Below are 22,450 nucleotides of genomic sequence, written 5' to 3' on the forward strand. Positions count from 1 at the left end.
TTCTCAAGGAACGGACGCTTCCTTTGTGCCTGTTTCAGCAGGCTCTCCGGGCGCTTCCCTTCGGTCTTGCGTTTCCGACTCTATCAGATCCTTGCGGGCCCGATTTTCGCCGGTGCGTTTCCGCCTTTCGGCTTCTTCGCGTTTCCGACTCTACCAGACTCGATTTCGTTCCGTTTCCGGTTCGAATTCGGTCCGAGTTCCCGTCGGAGGGGGTTTGCCTTTCGGCTGATCCGACTTTATCAGATTGCTCTGGGTCGGAATTCCGCCCGGCTCGGTGAGGCGTCGTACGCACAGGCGTCCGGCGCTTCCCGTTCAGGTGGAGCCGTAAACGTACTGGAGCGGGGCGCCCGGATGCAAATCCGGGCGCCCCGCTCCCACTTGGGCACGTTTGTACGACCCTGTGTGTCAGACCTCGACGACCACGGGGAGGATCATCGGGCGGCGGCGGTAGTTGTCCGACACCCACTTGCCCACCGAGCGGCGGACCAGCTGCTGGAGCTGATGGGGTTCCGCGACGCCGTCCTGGGCCGCCTTGGCCAGGGCCTCATCGATCTTGGGGATCACGGCCGAGAAGGTCGCGTCGTCGATGCCGGAGCCGCGGGCCTGGAGATGCGGGCCGCCGACGATCTTGCCGGTGCTGCTGTCGACGACCACGAAGACCGAGATGATGCCCTCGTCGCCGAGGATGCGGCGGTCCTTCAGATGGGTTTCGGTGACATCGCCGACCGAGAGGCCGTCGACGTAGACATAGCCCGCCTGGACCTTGCCGGTGATCTTGGCGACGCCCTTGACCAGGTCGACCACGACGCCGTCCTCGGCGATGACGATCCGGTCCTTCGGTACGCCGGTCAGGGCGCCCAGCTCGGCGTTGGCACGCAGATGGCGCCATTCGCCGTGCACCGGCATGAGGTTCTTCGGCTTGCAGATGTTGTAGAAGTACAGCAGCTCGCCGGCCGAGGCATGGCCCGAGACGTGGACCTTGGCATTGCCCTTGTGGACCACGTCCGCACCCCACCTGGTGAGGCCGTTGATCACGCGGTAGACCGCGTTCTCGTTGCCCGGGATGAGGGAGGACGCCAGGATCACGGTGTCGCCCGGGACGATCCGGATCTGGTGGTCGCGGTTGGCCATCCGGGAGAGGGCGGCCATCGGCTCGCCCTGGGAACCCGTGCAGACCAGCACGACCTCGTCGTCGGGGAGGTCGTCGAGGGCCTTGACGTCGACGACCAGGCCGGCCGGGACCTTGAGATAGCCCAGTTCCCGGGCGATGCCCATGTTGCGGACCATCGAGCGGCCGACGAAGGCGACCCGGCGGCCGTACTCGTGCGCCGCGTCGAGGATCTGCTGGATGCGGTGCACATGGCTGGCGAAGCTGGCGACGATGATGCGCTTCTGGGCGTTCGCGAACACCGTGCGCAGCACGTTGGAGATGTCCCGCTCGGGCGGGACGAAGCCCGGGACCTCCGCGTTCGTGGAGTCGGAGAGGAGCAGGTCGATGCCCTCCTCGCCGAGCCGCGCGAAGGCGGGGAGGTCGGTCAGGCGGCGGTCCAGCGGCAGCTGGTCCATCTTGAAGTCGCCGGTGTGCACGACCATGCCCGCGGGGGTGCGGATCGCGACGGCCAGCGCGTCGGGGATGGAGTGGTTGACCGCGACGAATTCGCAGTCGAAGGAGCCGATCCGCTCGGTGTGCCCTTCCTTCACCTCAAGGGTGTAGGGGCGGATGCGGTGCTCCTGAAGCTTGGCCTCGATCAGGGCGAGGGTCAGCTTGGAGCCGATGAGGGGGATGTCCGGCTTCTCCCGGAGGAGGTAGGGGACACCACCGATGTGGTCCTCGTGGCCGTGCGTGAGCACGATGCCGTCGATGTCGTCGAGGCGGTCCCTGATAGACGTGAAGTCCGGCAGGATCAGGTCGATTCCGGGTTGCTCCTCCTCGGGGAAGAGCACTCCGCAGTCGACGATCAACAGCCGGCCGCCGTATTCGAAGACCGTCATGTTGCGGCCGATCTCGCCGAGGCCGCCGAGGGGGGTGATGCGCAGGCCGCCCTTGAGAAGCTTGGGCGGGGCGCCGAGCTCAGGATGCGGATGACTCAAAAGACTCTCCTCACCACACGCGCCACGCTGCCGTCGAGGCACGTGGCGCGCATGACATTCGTGCACTTGCTATATGGCGGTTGTTGGTCCGTATTCAGTTGTGAAGTCCGTGATCAGAGCTGTACCCCGCCGGCGGCGAGATCGCGCGTGAGCTGCTCGGTCTCCTCCGGGGAGAGCTCCACGAGCGGCAGCCGCAGGGGACCGGCGGGCAGGCCCTGCAGGCCCAGCGCCGCCTTGGTCGTGATGACGCCCTGGGTGCGGAACATGCCGGTGAAGACGGGGAGCAGCTTCTGGTGGATCTCGGTGGCCTTGGTGACATCGCCGTTGAGGTGGGCGTCCAGGAGGGCGCGCAGCTCGGGGGTGACGACATGGCCGACCACGGAGACGAAGCCGATGGCGCCGACCGAGAGCAGCGGGAGGTTGAGCATGTCGTCGCCGCTGTACCAGGCGAGGCCACAGCGGGCGATGGCCCAGCTGGCGCGGCCGAGGTCGCCCTTGGCGTCCTTGTTGGCGACGATCCGGGGGTGCTCGGCGAGCCGGACGAGGGTCTCGGTGTTGATCGGGACGCCGCTGCGGCCGGGGATGTCGTAGAGCATGACCGGCAGGTCGGTGCTGTCCGCGATGGCGGTGAAGTGCCTCAGCAGGCCCTCTTGCGGGGGCTTGCTGTAGTAGGGCGTCACCGCGAGCAGACCGTGCGCGCCGGCTTCCTGGGCGCCGCGGGCCAGCTCCAGGCTGTGGCGGGTGTCGTTGGTGCCGGCTCCGGCGACGACAAAGGCGCGATCGCCGACCGCCTCGACCACGGCGCGGACCAGCTGGGCTTTCTCCGCATCGCTGGTGGTCGGGGACTCTCCGGTGGTGCCGTTGACGACGAGGCCGTCATTACCGGCGTCCACCAGGTGGGTAGCCAGTCGCTGCGCGCCGTCGAGGTCGAGAGCGCCATCCGCCGTGAATGGCGTGACCATGGCGGTCAGCACCCGCCCGAAGGGGGTCTGCGGTGTGGAAGTCGGAGCCATGGGTCCCACGCTACTCGTAGCTCCCCACAGGATGCGCCTCTGGGGAGCGGGGATGTGGACACCGGCACTGCCTGCTCGGGGGTTCAAGCAGTGCCGGGTCCGTCTGTTCAGCGTAGATGAACTTCTTAAAATGCCGCAATCCGGACACCTTGCACCCCCGCCCCGCGCGGTCCGGCATCCGGCCCCCGGCCTGGGCCTTACGGGGCGATCCGGCCATTCGCATTGAATGCGCCGTACGTGAGCGGCATGAGCGTGGCCCAGTGGGCCTCCATCCGCTCGCCGACCATTTCGATCTCCCGCTGCGGGAAGGAGGGCACCTTCGCCTGCTCGTGCTGGGTCCGCAGGCCGAGGAAGTGCATCAGCGAGCGTGCGTTGCAGGTGGCGTACATGGAGGAGAAGAGGCCGACGGGGAGCACCGCGCGGGCGACCTCGCGGGCCACGCCGGCGGCCAGCATCTCCTGGTACGCCTCGTACGCCCGGCGGTAGGAGTCCTCCATGACGCGGCTGGTCAGGTCGTACTGCTCCGGGGTGCCGTCGACGAATTCGTACTTTCCGGGGCGGCCCTGCTGGACGAGCTTGCGGGAGGCACCGGGAACGTAGAAGACCGGCTCCAGCTGGCGGTAGCGGCCGGACTCCTCGTTGTACGACCAGCCGACGCGGTGGCGCATGAACTCGCGGAAGACGAAGATCGGCGCGCTGATGAAGAAGGTCATGGAGTTGTGCTCGAACGGGCTGCCGTGCCGGTCCCGCATGAGGTAGTTGATCAAGCCCTTGGAGCGCTCGGGGTCCTTCTGGAGCTCCTCGAGGGACTGCTCGCCGGCCGTGGAGACACGGGCCGCCCACAGCACGTCGCTGTCCGCTGCGCTGTGCTTGACCAGCTCGACCGTCACCTCGCTCCGGAAGCTGACGGCTGCACTGCCAGGGCCCTCAGTGCTCTCAGTGCTCTCAGTGCTCTCGGCGGGGGTCTGGGACACCGGCGGTTCCTTCCAATCGATCCTCGTGCGCGACCAGACTACGGCCCGCCACTGACAGCCCAGGAAATGCCGCATGATGCCGCGTTAGCCGCAAAACGGGCGGCGCTATAGCAGCGTTCGGAGCGGCAGTTGATATTTTTCACAGAAGTCCCTGAAATCGGGCACCGATCGGACCGCGCAGACGTCTAACCCTGTGACAGTGCCCACTTCGAGGTTCCTAGGAGAGCCCGCTCATGTTCCGCCGGCGAGAGCCCGTCCCGTTCGCCTTTGTTGCAGAGGCAGACCGGTTCCGCAGCAATGTCACTCCCCCGCCGCGTCAGCGCGCCTCCCGTGGGCAGCTGCTCGGCCAGTCTCTCATCACGCTGACAGTCGTGGGCGGCCTGGCCGGCGCCCTGCTGTTCGGCGTTCCCGCACTGCAGCAGGACAGTTCCACCTCGAGCCGGGTGCATCAGTCCGAAGCGTCGCATCGCTGATCGGGCCGGCGGGGTGTGCCGCAAGTGGTTCCGCTCCGCCCGTCCCGATAGCCTCACCGGTCACAGCTTCCGTCAGCGTGCCCATGAGTGAGGATCAGCCGTGCCCCTGCCTTTCCTGACGGCCGACCGCGAGCTCGACACCCCTGCCGCGGATCACGCCGCACTGCCGCATGACGAGCCCGACCACTGGCGCCGTCCCTACCGCCCCGGACCGTGGCGGGTAGGGGCGGCGGCGGTGTTTTTGCTGCTCGCGTCGTTCGTCCTGCTCTCGGCGATGATCATCGCGATGGCCGGCTCGCTGCCCGGCGCCGCGGTCTGTGTCCTGGTGGGGGCGCTGATGATCGCCTTCGCACTGCGGCTGCTGCGCGTCGGCCTCTGGGTCAGCTCCCAGGGTCTGCGGCAGGTGAATCTCCTGCGGACGTCCACGGAGCCGTGGAGCGCCATCGCCTCGGTGCGCACCCGCCAGCAGCCGGTGCGCTGGCTGGGACTGCCCCGGACGGTGCAGGGGCAGGCGCTGATCGTCGAGCGGACACAGGGTGATCCGCTGCGGGCGCTGATCACGGACCGCAACGGGGATTTCCTGTCCCGCCCGGAGGCGTTCGAGCACGCCGCGGATGTGCTGGAGGCGTGGGCAGCGGAGCACCGCGGCTGACGGCTGAAGGCCGGGGCACCGCCCGGACGCCCCGCCCCGGCGCCCCTCCCGTCACCGACGCGCCTCCGGGGCCCGCGAGCCCGCGGCCAGGGCCGGCCCCGGCCGCCCGGATCCGATCTCAGGCGGCCGGACCGGATCTCAGGCGGCCGACACGGTCTTCCCGTCGTGCAGGGCGATCGCCCGCTGCATCGCCTTGCGGGCGCGCGGGGTGTCCCGGGCGTCGTGGTACGCAACGGCGAGCCGGAACCACGCACGCCAGTCGGCGGGTGCCTCCTCCGTCTCGGCCTGCCGCCGGGCGAACACCGCGTCGGCGGCGTCCCGGTCGATCCGGCCGCCGGGGGTCCGCTGGAGCTCGTCGGCCGGCAGCCCGCCCTCGGCCTCCAGCGCATGCGCCAGCCGGTGGGCGTCGCGGGCGAAGCGGGTGTTGTGCCGGAGGAACCAGGCACCGATGCACGGCAGCACGAAGGCCACCGCGCCCATGCCCATGGCCGCCGGCTCGCCGGTCAGCAGGAGAAGGACGCCCTCCAGCCCCACCACGCCGAAGACGAGGACCAGCACGGTGGCGAGGAAGAAGTACGTGATCTTGCCGCCCATGCCGTCAGCCCAGGTCGAGGAAGTTTTCCAGGCCCACGGTCAGGCCCGGAGTGGTGACCACGCGGCGCACCCCGAGCAGGATGCCCGGCATGAAGCTGCTGTGGTGCAGGGAGTCGTGGCGGATGGTGAGGGTCTCGCCCTCGCCGCCGAACAGCACCTCCTGGTGCGCCAGCAGACCGCGCAGCCGTACGGAGTGCACGGGGACACCGTCCACGTCCGCGCCACGGGCGCCGTCCAGCGCGGTGGTGGTGGCGTCCGGCTGCGGGGCGCAGCCGGCCTCCTGGCGTGCCGTGGCGATCAGCTGTGCGGTGCGGGCGGCGGTGCCGGAGGGGGCGTCCGCCTTCTTCGGGTGGTGCAGCTCGATGACCTCGGCCGACTCGAAGAAGCGGGCCGCCTGCTGGGCGAAGCGCATGGTCAGCACCGCGCCGAGGGAGAAGTTCGGGGCGATGAGCACACCGGCCGAGGGCGCGGCGGCGAGCGAGGTGCGCAGCTGCGCGAGCCGCTCATCGGTCCACCCGGTGGTCCCGACCACCGCGTGGATGCCGTGACGGACACAGAAGTCGAGGTTGCCCATGACCGCGCCGGGGTTGGTCAGCTCGACCACCACCTGGGCGCCGGTCTCGACCAGCCTCTCCAGCTTGTCGCCCCGGCCGAGCCCGGCGACCAGCTCCATGTCCTCGGCGGCCTCGACGGCCCGTACGGCCTCGGAGCCGATGCGCCCCTGAGCTCCCAGTACGGCCACGCGCAGCTTGCTCATCGTTTCCCGTCTCTCTCGTGGTGGTGCTAGGCGACGACGTCGTCCAGCCGGACCGCCTGCCGGTCCTTCAGGGGGCCTATGACGGACAGTGAAGGCCGTGCGCCCAGTACTTCGCGGGCCACCTCGCGCACCTCGTCCGGGGTGACGGCCGCGATCCGGGCCAGCATCTCGTCGACCGACATCTGCTCGCCCCAGCACAGCTCACTCTTGCCGAGGCGGTGCATCAGCGCACCCGAGTCCTCCAGACCGAGGACGGTGGATCCCCGCAGCTGGCCGATCGCGCGGCGGATCTCGTCGTCGGTGAGGCCCTGGGTGGCCACCTGGTCGAGTTCGTCCCGGCAGATCTTGAGGACGTCGTGCACCTGGTTGGGGCGGCAGCCGGCGTAGACGCCGAACAGCCCGCAGTCGGCGAAGCCGGAGGTGTAGGAGTACACGCTGTAGGCCAGTCCGCGCTTCTCGCGGACCTCCTGGAAGAGGCGGGAGCTCATCCCGCCGCCCAGGGCGGTGTTCAGCACGCCCATCGCCCATCGCCGGTCGTCGGTGCGTGCCATGCCGGGCATCCCGAGGATCACATGGGCCTGCTCGGTCTTGCGGTTGAGCAGGTTGACGCGGCCGGCGGTACGCACGGCGCGGGAGCCGGAGCGCGGCGCGACGGGGACGGCGTCGGTGCGGTCCAGGGCCCCGGCCTGCTCGAAGGCGCGGCGGACCTGGCGGACGACCTTGGCGTGGTCGACGTTGCCGGCGGCCGTGACGACGAGGTGCGTGGGGTCGTAGTGCTTCTTGTAGAAGCGGCGGATGCGCTCGGGGGTGAGCGCGTTCACGGTGTCGACGGTGCCCAGCACGGGGCGGCCGAGGGGGGTGTCGCCGAGCATGGTGTGCGCGAACAGGTCGTGCACGCAGTCGCTGGGGTCGTCCTCGGTCATCGCGATCTCTTCGAGGATGACGCCGCGCTCGGCGTCCACGTCCTCGGCCTCGACCAGCGAGCCGGTGAGCATGTCGCAGACGATGTCGATGGCGAGCGGCAGATCGGAGTCCAGCACCCGCGCGTAGTAGCAGGTGTACTCCTTCGCGGTGAAGGCGTTCATCTCACCGCCGACCGCGTCGATGGCGGCGGAGATGTCCAGCGCGCTGCGCCGCTCGGTGCCCTTGAAGAGCAGATGCTCCAGATAGTGCGTGGCGCCGTTGAGGGTGGGGGTCTCGTCACGGGAGCCGACGTGCGCCCAGATCCCGAAGGTGACGGAGCGGACCGACGGCAGGGTCTCGGTGACCACGCGCAGGCCGCCGGGCAGGGTGGTCCGGCGGACCGTGCCGGCGCCCGCGGTGCCCTTGAGAAGCGTTTGGGTACGGGCGACGGCCCGCCCCTCCGAAGAGGTGCGGGCCGTCGTCGTGTGCGTACGCGACGTCACTTGTCGGTGTCGTCCTTCGTGTCGTCCTGCGCACCCTTGTCGGCGTCCTCGCCCTCGATCACGGGGATCAGGGAGAGCTTGCCGCGCTGGTCGATCTCGGCGATCTCGACCTGGACCTTGGCGCCCACCGCGACCACGTCCTCGACGTTCTCCACACGCTTGCCACCGGCGAGCTTGCGGATCTGCGAGATGTGGAGCAGGCCGTCCTTGCCCGGGAGCAGGGAGACGAACGCACCGAAGGTGGTGGTCTTGACGACCGTGCCCAGGTAGCGCTCGCCGACCTCCGGCATGGTCGGGTTGGCGATGCCGTTGATCGTGGCGCGGGCGGCCTCGGCGGCCGGGCCGTCGGCGGCACCGATGTAGATGGTGCCGTCGTCCTCGATCGTGATGTCGGCGCCGGTGTCCTCCTGGATCTGGTTGATCATCTTGCCCTTGGGGCCGATGACCTCACCGATCTTGTCCACCGGGATCTTGACGGTGATGATCCGCGGGGCGTTCGGGGACATCTCGTCCGGGACGTCGATGGCCTCGTTCATGACGTCCAGGATGTGCAGACGCGCGTCACGGGCCTGCTTCAGCGCGGCGGCCAGGACCGAGGCGGGGATGCCGTCGAGCTTGGTGTCGAGCTGCAGCGCGGTCACGAACTGCTTGGTGCCGGCGACCTTGAAGTCCATGTCGCCGAAGGCGTCCTCCGCACCGAGGATGTCGGTGAGGGCGACGTAGTGGGTCTGGCCGTCGATCTCCTGGGAGATCAGGCCCATGGCGATACCGGCGACCGGGGCCTTGAGGGGCACACCGGCGTTCAGCAGCGACATGGTCGAGGCGCAGACCGAGCCCATGGACGTCGAGCCGTTGGAGCCCAGCGCCTCGGAGACCTGGCGGATCGCGTAGGGGAACTCCTCGCGGGTCGGCAGGACCGGCATGATGGCGCGCTCGGCGAGCGCGCCGTGGCCGATCTCGCGGCGCTTGGGGGCGCCCACGCGGCCGGTCTCACCGACGGAGTACGGCGGGAAGTTGTAGTTGTGCATGTAGCGCTTGCGGGTCACCGGGGAGAGGGTGTCCAGCTGCTGCTCCATGCGGAGCATGTTGAGGGTGGTGACGCCCAGGATCTGGGTCTCGCCACGCTCGAACAGCGCGGAGCCGTGCACCCGCGGGATCGCCTCGACCTCGGCGGCGAGCGTACGGATGTCCGTGACGCCGCGGCCGTCGATGCGCGTCTTCTCCTTGATCACGCGCTCGCGGACCAGGGTCTTGGTCAGCGAGCGGTACGCGGCGGAGATCTCCTTCTCGCGGCCCTCGAACTCCGGCAGGAGCTTCTCGCCGGCCAGCGCCTTGACGCGGTCCAGCTCGGCCTCGCGCTCCAGCTTGCCGGCGATGGTCAGCGCCTGGCTGAGCTCATCCTTGACGGCCTTGGTCAGCGCCTCGAGGACGTCGTCCTGGTAGTCCAGGAAGATCGGGAACTCACCGACGGGCTTGGCGGCCTTGGCGGCGAGGTCCGACTGGGCCTTGCACAGGACCTTGATGAAGGGCTTGGCAGCTTCCAGACCGGCGGCGACGACCTCTTCGGTCGGGGCCTCGGCGCCGTCCTTGACCAGCTGGATGGTCTTCTCGGTGGCCTCGGCCTCGACCATCATGATCGCGACGTCGCCGTCCGGGAGGACGCGGCCGGCCACGACCATGTCGAAGACGGCGTCCTCGAGCTCGGTGTGGGTCGGGAACCCCACCCACTGGCCGTTGATCAGCGCGACACGGGTGCCGCCGACCGGGCCGGAGAAGGGCAGGCCGGCCAGCTGCGTGGAGCAGGAGGCGGCGTTGATCGCGACCACGTCGTAGAGGTGGTCGGGGTTGAGCGCCATGATCGTCTCGACGATCTGGATCTCGTTGCGCAGGCCCTTCTTGAAGGAGGGGCGCAGCGGGCGGTCGATCAGGCGGCAGGTGAGGATCGCGTCCTCGGAGGGGCGGCCCTCACGGCGGAAGAAGGAACCGGGGATCTTCCCGGCTGCGTACATCCGCTCCTCGACGTCGACGGTCAGCGGGAAGAAGTCCAGCTGGTCCTTCGGGGTCTTGGAAGCGGAGGTGGCCGACAGCACCATGGTGTCGTCGTCCAGGTACGCCACGGCGGAACCGGCGGCCTGCTTGGCCAGGCGGCCCGTCTCGAAGCGGATGGTACGGGTGCCGAAGGATCCGTTGTCGATCACGGCTTCGGCGTAGTGGGTCTCGTTCTCCACCAGGAATATCTCCTCGTCTGCGTCCGCTGCCCGTGTGGCGGCGGACCGTCTTCGGTGGAGCGCCGGTGCGGGCCGGTCTTCGATCGAAGCACCCGGAGCGACGGACGCGGGGCGTCCGTGCATCGTCCGGGGGCCACTACCGAGGACCGGCGGCCAGGAGGCGCTCCTACCGCGTTCAGTTTTGCGGTATGGCACCAGACTACAAAGCTTCCGTCCACCATGAGGTGGCGTGGGCATCCGGTGCCTATGGCAAAGGGAGCGGCCCCCGGCGGGAACCGCTCCCCTTATGGCGTGTTACTTGGCGCCCGCCGCACCGCGGCGGATGCCCAGGCGCTCGACCAGCGCGCGGAAGCGCGTGATGTCCTTCTTCGCCAGGTACTGCAGCAGGCGGCGGCGCTGGCCGACGAGCAGCAGCAGACCACGGCGGGAGTGGTGGTCGTGCTTGTGGGTCTTGAGGTGCTCGGTCAGGTCCGAGATGCGGCGGGAGAGCATCGCGACCTGAACCTCGGGGGAACCGGTGTCACCCTCCTTGGTGGCGAACTCGGCCATGATCTGCTTCTTCGTAGCGGCGTCGAGCGACACGCGGTACTCCTCTTGGTTTCGGTCCGTGAGCGCCCCTGGTTTGCCTCACAGGGAATCTTGGATGACTCGACCGGACCGTCACACAGCGTACCAGCTGAAAACGGCCCCCCGACCGGGTGGTCGGGGGGCCGTGAATCCGGCGGTCGGCTAGCTGCCGGTGAGTCCGCGGACCTTGCCGTACACCTCCAGGACCGCCAGGCACAGCGGCACCAGGGAGAGCAGGAACAGCCCGTCGAAGATGTCGAAGATCCGGCCCCAGAAGGGGGTGACACCCTTGCGCGGGACGATCAGTCCGACGCCGACGAGCAGGGCGGCGCCCGCCGCGATGCTGCTGGAGAACCAGACGGTGCGGATGTTCAGCGGACCGGAGTCCTGGAAGCGGAGCAGGTCGACGAAGATGTCCGACGGCGGGTTCAGCGCGATGCCCAGGATGAGCAGGACGATCGTCAGGATGCCGGCGATGGTCAGGCAGGCGACCTGCGCGGTGTAGTCGAAGAGCCGGGCCCGGAGCATGATCGTGATACCGGCGGCCAGCGCCAGCAGCTGGGCCCACATGTTGTCGGAGAAGCCGAGGACGACACCGGCGGAGCCGACGACCAGGGCGGCGCAGCCGGCGACCAGGCCGAGCAGCAGCTCGTGGCCGCGCTTGGCCTGGTTGGCGATCTTGACGAAGTCGACGGACTCGGTCTCGCCGCCGTTGTCGTAGGAGCCCTTGGCGATCTGGTCGGGCGACTTGTAGCCGATGGGCAGCCGGGCGAAGCGGGCGGAGAGGCCGGGCAGCCAGGCGACCAGGGCGATCGACACGACGGCGGTGACGGCGGCGACCTCGCGGGGCGCGGCGCCGGTGAGGATCGCGGCGAAGACCGCGAGGGTGCCGATGGCGGCCAGGAACGCGGCTGCCACGAAGGGTGCGTCACCACGCGGCAGCAGGACCACCAGCAGGACGGACGCGATCAGGACGACGACACAGCCGACCAGGAGGTGCAGCCGGCCGGGTCCGGAGCCCTGGTCGACGGGGAAGATGCCCGAGCCGGCGAGCAGCAGGTGCGGCAGCGCGGCCAGGCCGAGCGCGATGGAGGAGCCGTGGTCGTCGTAGACCCGGGCGCGGACGCCGGCCAGTGCGACCAGGACGATGCCGACGACACCGGCGATGATGCCGGGCAGGCGGTGCATGTCGCGGTTCAGGGGGTTGGAGAACCACAGGGCGAACGCCATCATCACGAGCAGCAGGACCCCGGCGGACAGGCCGACGACATGCATGAGGTCGTCGCTCCAGCGGCTGCGGTTGCGCTTGACCGCGGAGGCGACGGCGTCGGAGACGTCGTCGAAGACCGGCAGCGGCAGCGACTCGGCGAACGGCTTCAGCAAAAGAAGGTCGCCGTCGAGGATCTGCTGCTGTGCGAGCGACTGGCCGGCGTCGAGCACCGTGCCGTCGCGGCGTACGAGGTGATAGCCGGTCGGTGCACCTTCGGCCTGGGACTGCCCGGAGAGCCGCAGGATCTCCGGATAGATGTCGACGAGTGCGACATCCTCCGGCAGAGCCACATCGATCCGTGCATCCGGCGCGGCGACAGTGACCCGGCAAAAACCGGTGCCAGTGCTCGTGCTCACCTGGCGGTTCCCCCTATCCGTTGGGCGTTTTGTCGCGTCGCGTGCCCTCTTATAGAGAGCCGTCACTTCGGGGCTGTGGGCACGCTCGCGAGGCGTCAGCGTACCGTCCAATTCAGCGACCGCCCCACCCGCCCCGAGACTTGACGGTTGACAGTAGGATCAACGCCTGGTTCGGGCCAAGCACTTGGCTCGGGGGGACCGTCGAATCCAACGGGGGCGGTCCGAGACTGCGAGATGCATGAAGGACTGATGCCTCGGTGAGCGTTGTCATCGTTAAGCGCCCGCCCCGCGCGCTGCCACCTGAAGTTCCCTCCGAGGAGGTGACACTCGAGGCGCCTCCGGAGCTTCCCCGTGAGGGCGAATCAGAAAACATGCTGATGACCCTTATGCCCATGATGGGTATGGCGTCTTCGGCGGGATTCTTGTTCATGGGCAACCAGCCGTTCATGAAAATCATGGGCGGCTTTATGGTGGCGTCCACCCTGGCAATGGCGATCGTGCAGATCGTCAAGGCTCGCCAAGGGCCTTCCGGGCAAATGCTTCAAGAGCGCCAGGATTACCTCAAGTACCTGACGCAGAAGCGAAAAGAGGTACGGCGCACCGCGCGAAAGCAGCGGGACGCCCAGCTGTACACCCACCCCGATCCGAGCCAGCTGTGGTCGATCGTGGCCGAGGGCAAACGGGTGTGGGAGCGCCGGACGACCGATCCGGACTTCGGGCAGGTACGACTGGGACTGGGGCCGCAGCAGTTGGCCACCCCCCTGCGGGCTCCCGAGACCGCTCCGGTCGACGAGCTGGAGCCGCTGACCGCGCATGCGATGAAGGAATTCCTCGACAAGCACGGCCATTTGGACAGCCTGCCGCTGGCAGTCTCGCTGCGCGCCTTCTACCACCTGACCGTCTCGGGTGACCCGGACACGGTCTACGGCGCCTCGCGCGCCATCATCGCCCAGCTGTGCACCCTGCACTCGCCCGAGGACCTGGTGGTGGCGGTCGTCGCCGCGCCCGGTGCGCAGGCGGAGTGGGAGTGGACCAAGTGGCTGCCGCACGTGCAGGACAAGAGCACCGACGGCGCCGGTTCGCGCCGGCTGGTCGTCGGTGACCTCGGCGAGATCGAGGAGCTGCTGGCGGACGAGCTGGAGGGCCGCGGGCGGTTCAGCCCGCAGGGCACGCCGGTGACCGACACCCCGCACGTGGTGCTCGTGCTGGACGGCGGCGAGGTGCCGATGGACTCGGTGATCGCCGGGGCCGAGGGCCTGCAGGGCGTCACCATCCTGGAGGTCGTGCCGGGCGATCTGGACGAGATCCGCGGCGGTCTGGCCGTGCAGGTGTGGCCGGGCAAGCTGATGCTGGAGTCGGCCGGCGGCGCGGTCTACCACGGTGTGTGCGACACCCTGTCGATCCCCGAGGCGGAGGCACTGGCCCGCCAGCTGGCCCCGCTGCGGGCGGGCTCCGGTGCGGACGGCGAGGAACCGCTGCTGTCCGCCCTGGACTTCACCGATCTGCTGAACATCGGCGACGCCGGTTCCCTGGACGTCGCGCGTACCTGGCGGCCCCGGACGCTGGCCGAGCGGCTGCGGGTGCCGATCGGCGTCGACCGTGACGGCCAGCCGGTCATGCTGGACATCAAGGAAGCCTCGCAGCAGGGCATGGGCCCGCACGGTCTGTGTGTCGGTGCGACCGGTTCCGGCAAGTCCGAGGTGCTGCGCACCCTGGTGCTCGCCCTGGCGGTCACGCACTCCTCGGAGACCCTCAACTTCATCCTCGCCGACTTCAAGGGTGGCGCCACCTTCACCGGTATGTCGGAGATGCCGCACGTCGCGGCGGTCATCACCAACCTCGGTGAGGACGTCACCCTGATCGACCGCATGCGCGACTCGATCACCGGTGAACTCCAGCGCCGCCAGGAGCTGCTGCGCTCCGCCGGCAACTACGCCAACATCACCGACTACGAGAAGGCGCGTGCCGCGGGTGCCCCGCTGGACCCGCTGCCCTCGCTGGTGATGATCATCGACGAGTTCTCCGAGCTGCTCGCCGCCAAGCCGGACTTCATCGAGATGTTCATCCAGATCGGCCGGATCGGCCGTTCCATGGGTGTGCACATGCTGCTCGCCTCGCAGCGTCTGGAAGAGGGCAAGCTGCGGGGGCTGGACACCTTCCTGTCCTACCGGCTGGGTCTGCGGACGTTCTCCGCGGCCGAGTCGCGGACCGCGATCGGTGTGCCGGACGCCTACCACCTGCCGAACGTCCCCGGTTCCGGCATCCTGAAGTACGACACCGAGACGATGGTCCAGTTCAAGGCCGCGTATGTCTCGGGTACCTACCGCGGCCCGGGTGGCGGTGGCCGCAGCGGCCCCGGCGGCCGGACGATGCGGATGCCGGTGCCGTTCACCGCGGCCCCGGTCGTCGAGCAGATCGTCGAGGAGCCGGTCTCCGTGGAAGCGGCCGAGCCGGAGGTCGACGACGCGCTGGCCGACACCGTGCTGGACGTCATGGTCCAGCGGATGCAGGGCCAGGGCCCGCCGGCGCACCAGGTGTGGCTGCCCCCGCTGGAGGAGGCGCCCACGGTCAACCAGCTGCTGCCGGCGCTCGCGGTCACGCCCGAACGGGGCGTGCACGCCGCGGAGTACACCGCGCTCGGCAAGCTCGTGGTGCCGGTCGCGCTGGTGGACAAGCCGTTCGAGCAGCGGCGTGACGTGATGTACCTGGACTTCTCCGCCGGTGCCGGTCACGGTCTGGTCGTGGGTGGTCCGCAGTCCGGCAAGTCCACCCTCGTCCGGTCCGCGATCGCCTCGTTCGCGCTCACCCACACCCCGGCCGAGGTGCAGTTCTACTGCCTCGACTTCGGTGGCGGCGGCATGCTGGCCCTGGAGGGCCTGCCGCACGTCGGCGGGGTCGCCTCGCGCCTGGACGCGGAGAAGGTGCGCCGTACGGTCGCCGAGGTCGTCGGCATCCTCAACGAGCGGGAGGAATTCTTCCGCTCGAACAGCATCGACTCGATCGCGACCTACCGCCAGCGGCGGGCCGCGGGCGCCTTCCCCGACCAGAAGTGGGGCGACGTCTTCCTCATCATCGATGGCTGGGGCACGTTCAAGACGGACTACGAGCAGCTCGACCCGGTGATCCTGGACATCGCCGGCCGCGGTCTGGGCTTCGGTATCCACCTGATCCTCGCCGGCTCGCGCTACACCGAGGTGCGGCCCGCGCTGCGGGACCAGCTCCTCAACCGCGTCGAGCTGCGCCTGGGTGACCCGATGGAGTCGGAGTTCGACCGCAAGCGCGCGGAGAACGTCCCGATGGGCAAGCCGGGCCGCGGTATGTCCCCCGAGAAGCTCGACTTCCTGGCGGCGCTGCCGCGTCTGGACGGGATGAGCGACCCGGAGACCCTCAGCGACGGCATGGCCAACCTGGTGGAGACGGTCAGCGAGCACTGGCAGGGCGAGCCCGCCCCCAAGGTGCGGATGCTGCCGACGATGCTGCGCGCCACCGACCTGCCCAAGGGCAACGACTACCCCGACCACGGGATCGCGATCGGTGTCGACGAGACCACGCTGTCGCCGGCGTTCATCGACTTCGAGACCGACCCGCTGCTGGTCATCTACGGCGAGAGCGAGTCGGGCAAGTCGTCGCTGCTGCGCCTGCTGACCAAGCAGATCGCCGAGCGGTACCCGTCCGACAAGGCGCTCATGGTGGTCTCGGACTACCGGCGCGCGCTGCTGGGCGAGGTGCCGGAGAGCCATCTGTACAAGTACTGCGCGGCGGGACCGCAGTTGCAGGAGGTCATCACGGGGCTGGCCGGTTCGCTGGGCCGCCGGATGCCCGGACCGGACGTCACGCCGGAGCAGCTGCGCAACCGCAGCTGGTACGACCTGCCGGACGCGTTCGTGATCGTGGACGACTACGACCTGGTGGCGACCAGCAGCGGCAACCCGCTGCAGCCGCTGCTGGAGTACCTGCCGTTCGCCCGTGACCTGGGTCTGCGCCTGATCATCGCACGCAGCTCCTCGGGCGCCGGACGGTCGTCCTTCGAGCCGGTCATGCAGCGCACCAAGGAGCTCGGTGCGCAGGGTCTGATCCTCTCGGCCGACCCGGCCGAGGGCCCGCTGATGGGCAACGTCAAGGGCCAGAGGCTGACGCCCGGCCGGGCGACGTTCATCACGCGCAAGCGCGGTGCGCAGCTGGTCCAGACGGGCTGGCTGCCGACGAGCAGCTGACGCGGCACACCACAACGGCGGTGGGGCGCCCCTCCTGGGAGGGGCGCCCCACCGCCGTTTCGTGGGGGCGACCGGAGTCCGGTGTGTCCGGATCGGTGCCGGTTCCGGTGTCGGTTCCGGTGCCGGTGGTTCGGGTCAGCCGAAGGCGCCGTGCTGGGTGACGTCGGGGCCGGCCGGGCCGTCGCCCGCCGCGGCGGGTGCGGTGGCCGTCCCCTTGGACTCCGTCCCCTTCGTGTCCGTCCTGTCCTTCGGGGGCCGTTCGTCGCCCGGGGCCGGTTCGGCGCCGGCCGGCCGGCTCCGTACGCCCTTGGCGAGGCCCTCGCCGCCGCGCGTCTTCGCCTCGCCGTCCCGCGCCGGGCCGAACGGGTCGGGGCCGAGCGGTGCGGTGGAGGTGTCCCACTGGTGCGCCACGACCGGGCCCTGGCCCCGGCCGCCGCCCCCGCCGCGCTTGCCGAAGGCGCCGCCGAGGCCGTTGGCCAGCTGGCCGAGCGCCATGAAGCCGTAGGCGGTCTCGTTGCCGGACGAGGACGGCGCGGCGCCGGCGGAACGGTCCACCGGTGGTGCGCCGTGGCCCTTGCCGTGCCCGCCGTCCGTGCCGTCCTCGGCCTCGGGGGGCGCGGCGGCAGCGGTCTCCAGGTCGGCGGCGGCCAGTTCGAAGGCCGGCAGCGACTCGTCGACGGACCGCTTGAGGCGGTGCCACTCCCCGGCGAACGCCTCGCCCGCCGGACCGTGCCAGTTGGCCGCGGCGGCGGTGGCGACCTTCCGGTCCAGGTCGCGGACGAGGCCGTCGAGGTGCTTGCCCATCTCCCGCCAGCCGGCCGCCGCTTCGTGCAGGGCCTCGGGGTTGCGCCGCTCGCTCATGTGACGCTCCGGATCATCTCGTCCAGCTCTTCCTCGGCCGCCTGCCAGTGCGCGACGGTCTCCTTGATTCCTCCGCCGACCTCGCGCAGCCGCTGCTGGAGCTGGACGAGGGCGTGCTCGGCCTGCTCGTACAGCTCACGGTGGGGCCGCGCCGCCTCGTCGCCGCCGAAACCCTCCCGCAGCGCCTCGGCGTCCGCCCGCCGTCTGAATGCGGCCAGCTGCCGGCTCAGTTCCTCCGCACGTGCCTCGAAGGCCGCACCGAGTGTGTGCAACTCCTCCGTACTGAGCCGGACTTCGTCGGACATGATTTCTCCCCGAATTGAATGACAGCTGCCTGCCGGCATCGCCTCACAGGTCTAGCACACCCGCAATAGCCCCGAAGCCTTCCGCGAAGCGGCCGCCGGCGGCGAGCGGAATGCATACGCAGCGATATGCGGCAATACCGACAACACCCGCCTTGACGACCTGTTCACACCCGTCATTAGACTCTGGACGCCGGTGCCGCACATGCGGTTGCTGTGCCATCACGTTCAAGGGGGCAGAGATGAGCAATGAGCGGCAGATCCAGGACGAGGACCTGATGGACGTCGCCCAGGACCCGGAGCAGGCGCACCGGCTGCGCAAGGCGCTGAAGGTCCTGGCGGACAACCCCAATGTGGGCGGCAAACTCCAGGAGATGGCCCGGGAAGTGCTCTCCGGCCGGATCGGCATGAAGGACGCCATCGAGACGCCGGGGTACATGGACGCGCTGGGCGACCGGATGGGCCAGATCCGGCGGGCCGCGGAGAACCAGACCATGGCCGAACGCGAGGCGTCGCGCGAGAAGTTCGCCGCCTGGCAGAAGGAGCAGGAGGCCCAGGAGGACGCCGAGCGTGCGGAGCGCGACGGCCCGACGGGCGACATCGTGACCGCTCCCCGGCGTGGCGGCCGCGGCGGCGGGCACCGGGGCTGAGCGGAGCAGCGCACGGACGGTGCGCGGCGGCCGGCCCGGCACCGCGCCCGGCCGGCCGGCCGTATTTCCCTTTCCCTGCAATCGGTACACCGCGCCCAAGGCGGCGATACGGCGGAAAGCAGACCCACCGCCGGAATAGCCGGACAGATCTGCTTTCTTTCCCCACAGAGTGATCCCCATTTCTCCACACCGCTTTCTCCACACCGCTTTCTCCACACCGGGTCTCCCCGCGCAGCCATCCAACGCCGCCGCCGCACGACCTGACCCGTCTCCTTCCGCATCCGTCCCGCCTGCAGGTTCCAGTTCCGGAACGGCACACCCCGAGCGGTCTTGAGCATGCGGCCCGGAACATAAGATCGAGCCGGTACGTGCAGGAATCCACAAAGGTGGAGGCGGGATCGATGGGGGACGAGGGAGCCATGAGCGGCTCAGATGAAGGAATCACCGCGGCGGCCGGATATGCACCGCATCCGTACATCGGCGGGCGCACCGCCGTGCTCCGTGCGCTCGCGGCATGGCGAATGCGGTGGCCGGGCGCTCCGCGGGTCATCGTCCTCACCGGAAGCCCGGGCAGCGGGCGCTCGCGCCTGCTCACCGGCTTCCTGGCAATGTGCGACCCCGACCACCGCAAGCAGCTGCCGCTGGACCACATGGACCCGGCGACCGTGCCGCCGGACCTGCCGGCGCCCGCCGTGCCGAACCCGGAGGGACGCACCGCGGCACAGCTGCTGTGGCTGCTCGCCGACCACTTCCAGCTGAACGCGGCCCGCAGCGAAGACATCTGCACCGAACTCGCCGCCCGTGAAGAGCCGGTGACGATTGTGGTGCCGGATGCCGACCGGGCCGGCCCGGTGCGCGCCGCGGACGAGCCGGCCCGCCTCGTCCGGGACGTCCTCAAGCCGCTCGCCGCCACCGGCGGGGTGCAGCTGCTGGCCGATGTCCCGCGCGAACTGGCCGCGGAGCTGGCGCAGGCGCTGCCGTCCGGCCAGGCCCGGATCATCGATCTCGACGACCCCGAGTGGGCCGACCCGGCCGGCCTGGTGCGGCACGCCGAGGCCGCGCTCTCGCTCGGGGCCGGGGTACCGGAACTCCCGTTCGTCACCGATCCGTCGGCCCGCCGGGCGCTCGCCGAGGCGATGGCGGAGCGCGCGGGCGGCAACCGGCTGACCCTCCAGCTCGCCGTGCAGTCGCTGTTCATGCGGCCCGAGGGCTTCGACCCGGCGGACCCGTCGATGCTGCCCGGCAGCGTCGGCGAGGCGCTGGATCTGCACGCCCGCCGGCTGGGCGCGGACCCGCAGACCCTGCGGCTGATGCTGGCACCGCTCGCATTCGCCGAGGGCGCGGGGCTGCCCGTCCAGCTGTGGGGCACGCTGGCCGACGCCGTGGCCGGACGGGACATGAGCCGCGACCTCGCCGACGGCATGCTGCTGGCCGCACCGTTCCTCCAGCCGGTCGCGACGGCGGAGCGGGACGAGGCGGCCGACGGGGAGCCGGAAGGGGCGACGGGCGGGGAGCGGGCCGAGGGCACCGCCGACGGCGGCCGTACGCTGCTGCGCCTGATGCACACGGGGATCGCCGAGGAGATCCGCGCCGGTCTGCCGGACGCCCGGGACGCCCAGACCAAGATCGCCATGGCGCTGCTGGAAGCGGTGCCCCAGCAGGACTGGTCCCGTGCCGACCCCTACATCCGCGACCACCTCGCGGCACACACCCTCGACGCCGGACTCCTCCCCCAACTCCTCACCGACCCGGGCCTGTTCGCGCACGCCGACCCGGTGGCGATGCGGGCCGCCATCGAGGCCGTACCGCTGGAACAGCTGGGCGCCCCGGCCCGGACGTATCTGCGCACCGCGCCGCTGCTCACCCGTTCCCAGGCACCGGCCGGCGTGCGGGCCGCGTTCCTGGAGACCGCGTTCGTCGAGGACGGGCTGGAGCCGTATGCCCAGGCGCTGCACGGGCTCGGGTTCGCCATGCCCTGGCGCACGCTGTGGAGCGTGCCGCTGACCGGCGTCCGCGCGGTGACGGCCGGCACCCTCCCGCCGGCGGACGCCGGGAGCGCCGACGGTGGCGGGCCCGAGCCGGCGTCCGGCGCCTCCCGTCCCGTCGCCGCCTTCCTCGTCCCCGAGGGGACCCCTGGCTCCCGTCCGGTGCCCGGCCCGGACGGCGGGGCCTCCGAGGGCGGGGCGACGGGCGCGCTCCTCGTCCACGACCTGCTGCGCCCCGAGTACGTCGCCGCCGACCCGGCACGGGTGCGGCGCCCCTCCGAGGAGGCGCAGGCCGCGGCGCCCTTCGGGTTCAGCCGCGGCGCCGACTACCTGCGGATCTGGGCGCGCGCGAGCCGGGAGGTGGTCGCCACGCTGCTCTCGGACACCCCGATCACCGGCGCCGACCTGTCCCCGGACGGCGTGCTCGTCGTCGCCACCGGGCGCGGTGTCACCGCCCGTCAGATCCTCGCCGCGCCGCCCGCCGCCGCTCCCACCGTGCCGGCCCAGCGCACCGGCTCCCCTGACTCCGCTGCTTCCGACGGCCTCGAAGGAGACCACTCATGATCACCCAGGCGCAGGCGCAGGCCACCGCCGCCCGCTGGCTCAACCCCGAGGGGCACCAGGGGCCCCCGCGCGAGGTGGCCATGCAGGAGTTCGACCTCGGCTGGGTGGTGTGGGCCGCGCCGCCGCCCCCGGAGGTCGATCCGCAGACCGGGCAGCGGCGCCCGCCCGCCGAGATCGGTGCCGCGTGCGGCGTCGTCGACCGGGCCTCCGGCGAGCTGACGGTGTGGCCGTCGGTACCGGTCGACGAGGTCGTCCGGATGTACCAGCAAAAGCACGGTGCGGGCGCGGGCACGGGTGCGGGCGCGGGCGCGGGCACGGGCACGGGCACGGGCACGGGCGCGGGCACGGGCACCGCTCCGGCGGCCCCCGCCGAGCCGCCGGTCACCGGTCCCGGCAACACCGCCGTGGCGACCTACCCCGACCCGTCGACCGGCGAGGAGACCACCCTCGTCCGCGTCTCGGCGCCCGGCGCGCCCCCCGTCGAGTACCAGCTCCATGACGAGCTGCGGCGGCTGGGCGTGGACCCCGCGGACGTCCGCGCGGTCCACACGGATCTGCGCTCGGCCCTGCTGCCCGGCGGCTACCCGGCCGACTTCGTCCTGCGTACCTTCCCGAACGCCGCCTTCTCCTGCACCGAGGGCTACGGCATGCACCCCGAGGAGCGCACGGAGGGCGTCGCCGGGCTGCTGCGGCACGTCGAGGCGATGCACCGGACGGCGGGCCGGACGGCGCCGCCGCGGCCGCACCGGCTGCCGGTGCCGCAGGACGTCGAGGACGCCCCCGCGATGCGGGACGTGGCCCTCGGCAAGCACCTGGTGGAGGTCTTCGGCCCCGAGGGGATCCAGCGCCCGGCCCCCGACGACCTCGGCGCGGCCCCGCTGCCCGAGTCCACGCGGAACACGCTGACCTTGGCCGGGCTGCCCACCACGGTGCCGTTCTTCTTCACCGCCGACCGGCCCGAATCCCCGCCCGCCGGCGGGCTGTTCACCGACGTGGCGACCCATCTGCGCACCACGGGCACCCAGGCCCAGGAGCAGACGCTGACGACCCTCGCCGGCTACGTCCGACTCGGCACGGACGGGCTCTACACGCTCGCCGTCCAGTGCGTCGCCCCGGAGAACAACCAGAGCCTGATCGGCACCGTCTGGGCCGTCCAGCCGTCCTCCGGCGGCGGCTGGTTCGTCAACCGCTCCCTGTCCGCGTACGTCCGCTCCCTCGCCCTGCTGGCGACCACACGCCGGCAGATGCAGGGCATGGACCCGCGGGCCGCGGGTGCAGCGGTCGCCGCCTTCCAGGAGCAGATCGCGGCCATCGACTCCTGGGCCCTGGACGACGAGGGCAACTGGTGGTCGCTGGTCATCGAGCAGATGTGGCACGGGTTGTTCTGAGCCGGGGGGGGAGGGGCGGCTCGGGAAACAGGGGGGGACGGGCCGCCTGGAACGTCTGGAGCGCGTGGGCCCCCTGGAGGAAGGTCTCCCCCTTTCGATCCCCCG

17 protein-coding genes are annotated in these 22,450 nt (G+C 70.5%); 6 read left to right on the plus strand and 11 right to left on the minus strand.

Annotated elements, in window-relative coordinates; genetic code table 11:
* Positions 1-405: 405 nt before the first annotated feature.
* The 3 genes from OIU81_RS09410 to thyX form a co-directional block, all read right to left on the minus strand.
* Positions 406-2,091 (minus strand): ribonuclease J, encoded by a 1,686-nt coding sequence (locus OIU81_RS09410; protein WP_329145769.1) that lies wholly within the window; start codon positions 2,089-2,091, stop codon positions 406-408.
* 113 nt (positions 2,092-2,204) lie between these two features.
* Positions 2,205-3,104 carry a 4-hydroxy-tetrahydrodipicolinate synthase gene (gene dapA / locus OIU81_RS09415; protein WP_329145770.1) on the minus strand — a complete coding sequence of 300 codons (900 nt, stop codon included), beginning with the start codon at positions 3,102-3,104 and terminating at the stop codon, positions 2,205-2,207.
* 197 nt (positions 3,105-3,301) lie between these two features.
* Positions 3,302-4,078, minus strand: a complete 777-nt coding sequence (gene thyX, locus OIU81_RS09420) for an FAD-dependent thymidylate synthase (protein WP_329145772.1) — start codon at positions 4,076-4,078, stop codon at positions 3,302-3,304.
* A gap of 233 nt (positions 4,079-4,311) precedes the next feature.
* On the opposite strand from thyX, the gene OIU81_RS09425 reads away from it, so the two are divergent.
* Together OIU81_RS09425 and OIU81_RS09430 are read left to right on the plus strand one after the other, a co-directional pair.
* Positions 4,312-4,551 (plus strand): hypothetical protein, encoded by a 240-nt coding sequence (locus OIU81_RS09425; RefSeq protein ID WP_189103548.1) that lies wholly within the window; start codon positions 4,312-4,314, stop codon positions 4,549-4,551.
* Between the two features lie 100 nt (positions 4,552-4,651).
* Positions 4,652-5,203 carry a phage holin family protein gene (locus tag OIU81_RS09430; protein WP_329145775.1) on the plus strand — a complete coding sequence of 184 codons (552 nt, stop codon included), beginning with the start codon at positions 4,652-4,654 and terminating at the stop codon, positions 5,201-5,203.
* A 138-nt stretch (positions 5,204-5,341) separates the two neighbouring features.
* Here OIU81_RS09430 and OIU81_RS09435 read toward each other — a convergent pair whose 3' ends face one another.
* From OIU81_RS09435 to eccD, 6 genes are all read right to left on the minus strand, one after another.
* Entirely contained in the window at positions 5,342-5,797 is a 456-nt protein-coding gene (locus tag OIU81_RS09435) for a hypothetical protein (RefSeq protein WP_329145777.1), read from the minus strand.
* A gap of 4 nt (positions 5,798-5,801) precedes the next feature.
* A complete protein-coding gene (gene dapB / locus OIU81_RS09440) occupies positions 5,802-6,554 on the minus strand; it encodes a 4-hydroxy-tetrahydrodipicolinate reductase (protein WP_329145779.1) in 753 nt (250 codons plus the stop codon).
* 26 nt (positions 6,555-6,580) lie between these two features.
* Complete coding sequence (locus tag OIU81_RS09445) at positions 6,581-7,960, minus strand: M16 family metallopeptidase (RefSeq protein ID WP_329145781.1); 1,380 nt, start codon at positions 7,958-7,960, stop codon at positions 6,581-6,583.
* A complete protein-coding gene (locus tag OIU81_RS09450; protein ID WP_329145783.1) occupies positions 7,957-10,188 on the minus strand; it encodes a polyribonucleotide nucleotidyltransferase in 2,232 nt (743 codons plus the stop codon). The genes OIU81_RS09445 and OIU81_RS09450 overlap by 4 nt, the downstream gene beginning before the upstream one ends.
* A 294-nt stretch (positions 10,189-10,482) precedes the next feature.
* Positions 10,483-10,770, minus strand: a complete 288-nt coding sequence (gene rpsO / locus OIU81_RS09455) for a 30S ribosomal protein S15 (RefSeq protein WP_006602744.1) — start codon at positions 10,768-10,770, stop codon at positions 10,483-10,485.
* 147 nt (positions 10,771-10,917) lie between these two features.
* A complete protein-coding gene (gene eccD, locus OIU81_RS09460; RefSeq protein ID WP_329145785.1) occupies positions 10,918-12,381 on the minus strand; it encodes a type VII secretion integral membrane protein EccD in 1,464 nt (487 codons plus the stop codon).
* 257 nt (positions 12,382-12,638) lie between these two features.
* Between eccD and eccCa the strand changes: the two genes are divergently transcribed.
* Entirely contained in the window at positions 12,639-16,595 is a 3,957-nt protein-coding gene (eccCa, locus tag OIU81_RS09465; protein ID WP_329145787.1) for a type VII secretion protein EccCa, read from the plus strand.
* A gap of 135 nt (positions 16,596-16,730) precedes the next feature.
* On the opposite strand, the gene OIU81_RS09470 is transcribed toward eccCa, so the two are convergent.
* A complete protein-coding gene (locus OIU81_RS09470; RefSeq protein WP_329145789.1) occupies positions 16,731-17,456 on the minus strand; it encodes a WXG100 family type VII secretion target in 726 nt (241 codons plus the stop codon).
* On the minus strand, positions 17,453-17,761 hold the full coding sequence (locus OIU81_RS09475; RefSeq protein WP_329145791.1) for a hypothetical protein: 309 nt from the start codon (positions 17,759-17,761) through the stop codon (positions 17,453-17,455). The genes OIU81_RS09470 and OIU81_RS09475 overlap by 4 nt, the downstream gene beginning before the upstream one ends.
* Before the next feature lie 239 nt (positions 17,762-18,000).
* Here OIU81_RS09475 and OIU81_RS09480 point away from each other — a divergent pair, with 239 nt between their 5' ends.
* From OIU81_RS09480 to OIU81_RS09490, 3 genes are all read left to right on the plus strand, one after another.
* Positions 18,001-18,408 (plus strand): hypothetical protein, encoded by a 408-nt coding sequence (locus OIU81_RS09480; protein ID WP_329145794.1) that lies wholly within the window; start codon positions 18,001-18,003, stop codon positions 18,406-18,408.
* A gap of 419 nt (positions 18,409-18,827) precedes the next feature.
* On the plus strand, positions 18,828-20,957 hold the full coding sequence (locus tag OIU81_RS09485) for an ATP-binding protein (RefSeq protein WP_329145796.1): 2,130 nt from the start codon (positions 18,828-18,830) through the stop codon (positions 20,955-20,957).
* Entirely contained in the window at positions 20,954-22,345 is a 1,392-nt protein-coding gene (locus OIU81_RS09490) for an SUKH-4 family immunity protein (RefSeq protein ID WP_329145798.1), read from the plus strand. The genes OIU81_RS09485 and OIU81_RS09490 overlap by 4 nt, the downstream gene beginning before the upstream one ends.
* Positions 22,346-22,450 lie beyond the last annotated feature (105 nt).

Source organism: Streptomyces sp. NBC_01454 (assembly GCF_036227565.1).
Taxonomy (GTDB): domain Bacteria; phylum Actinomycetota; class Actinomycetes; order Streptomycetales; family Streptomycetaceae; genus Streptomyces.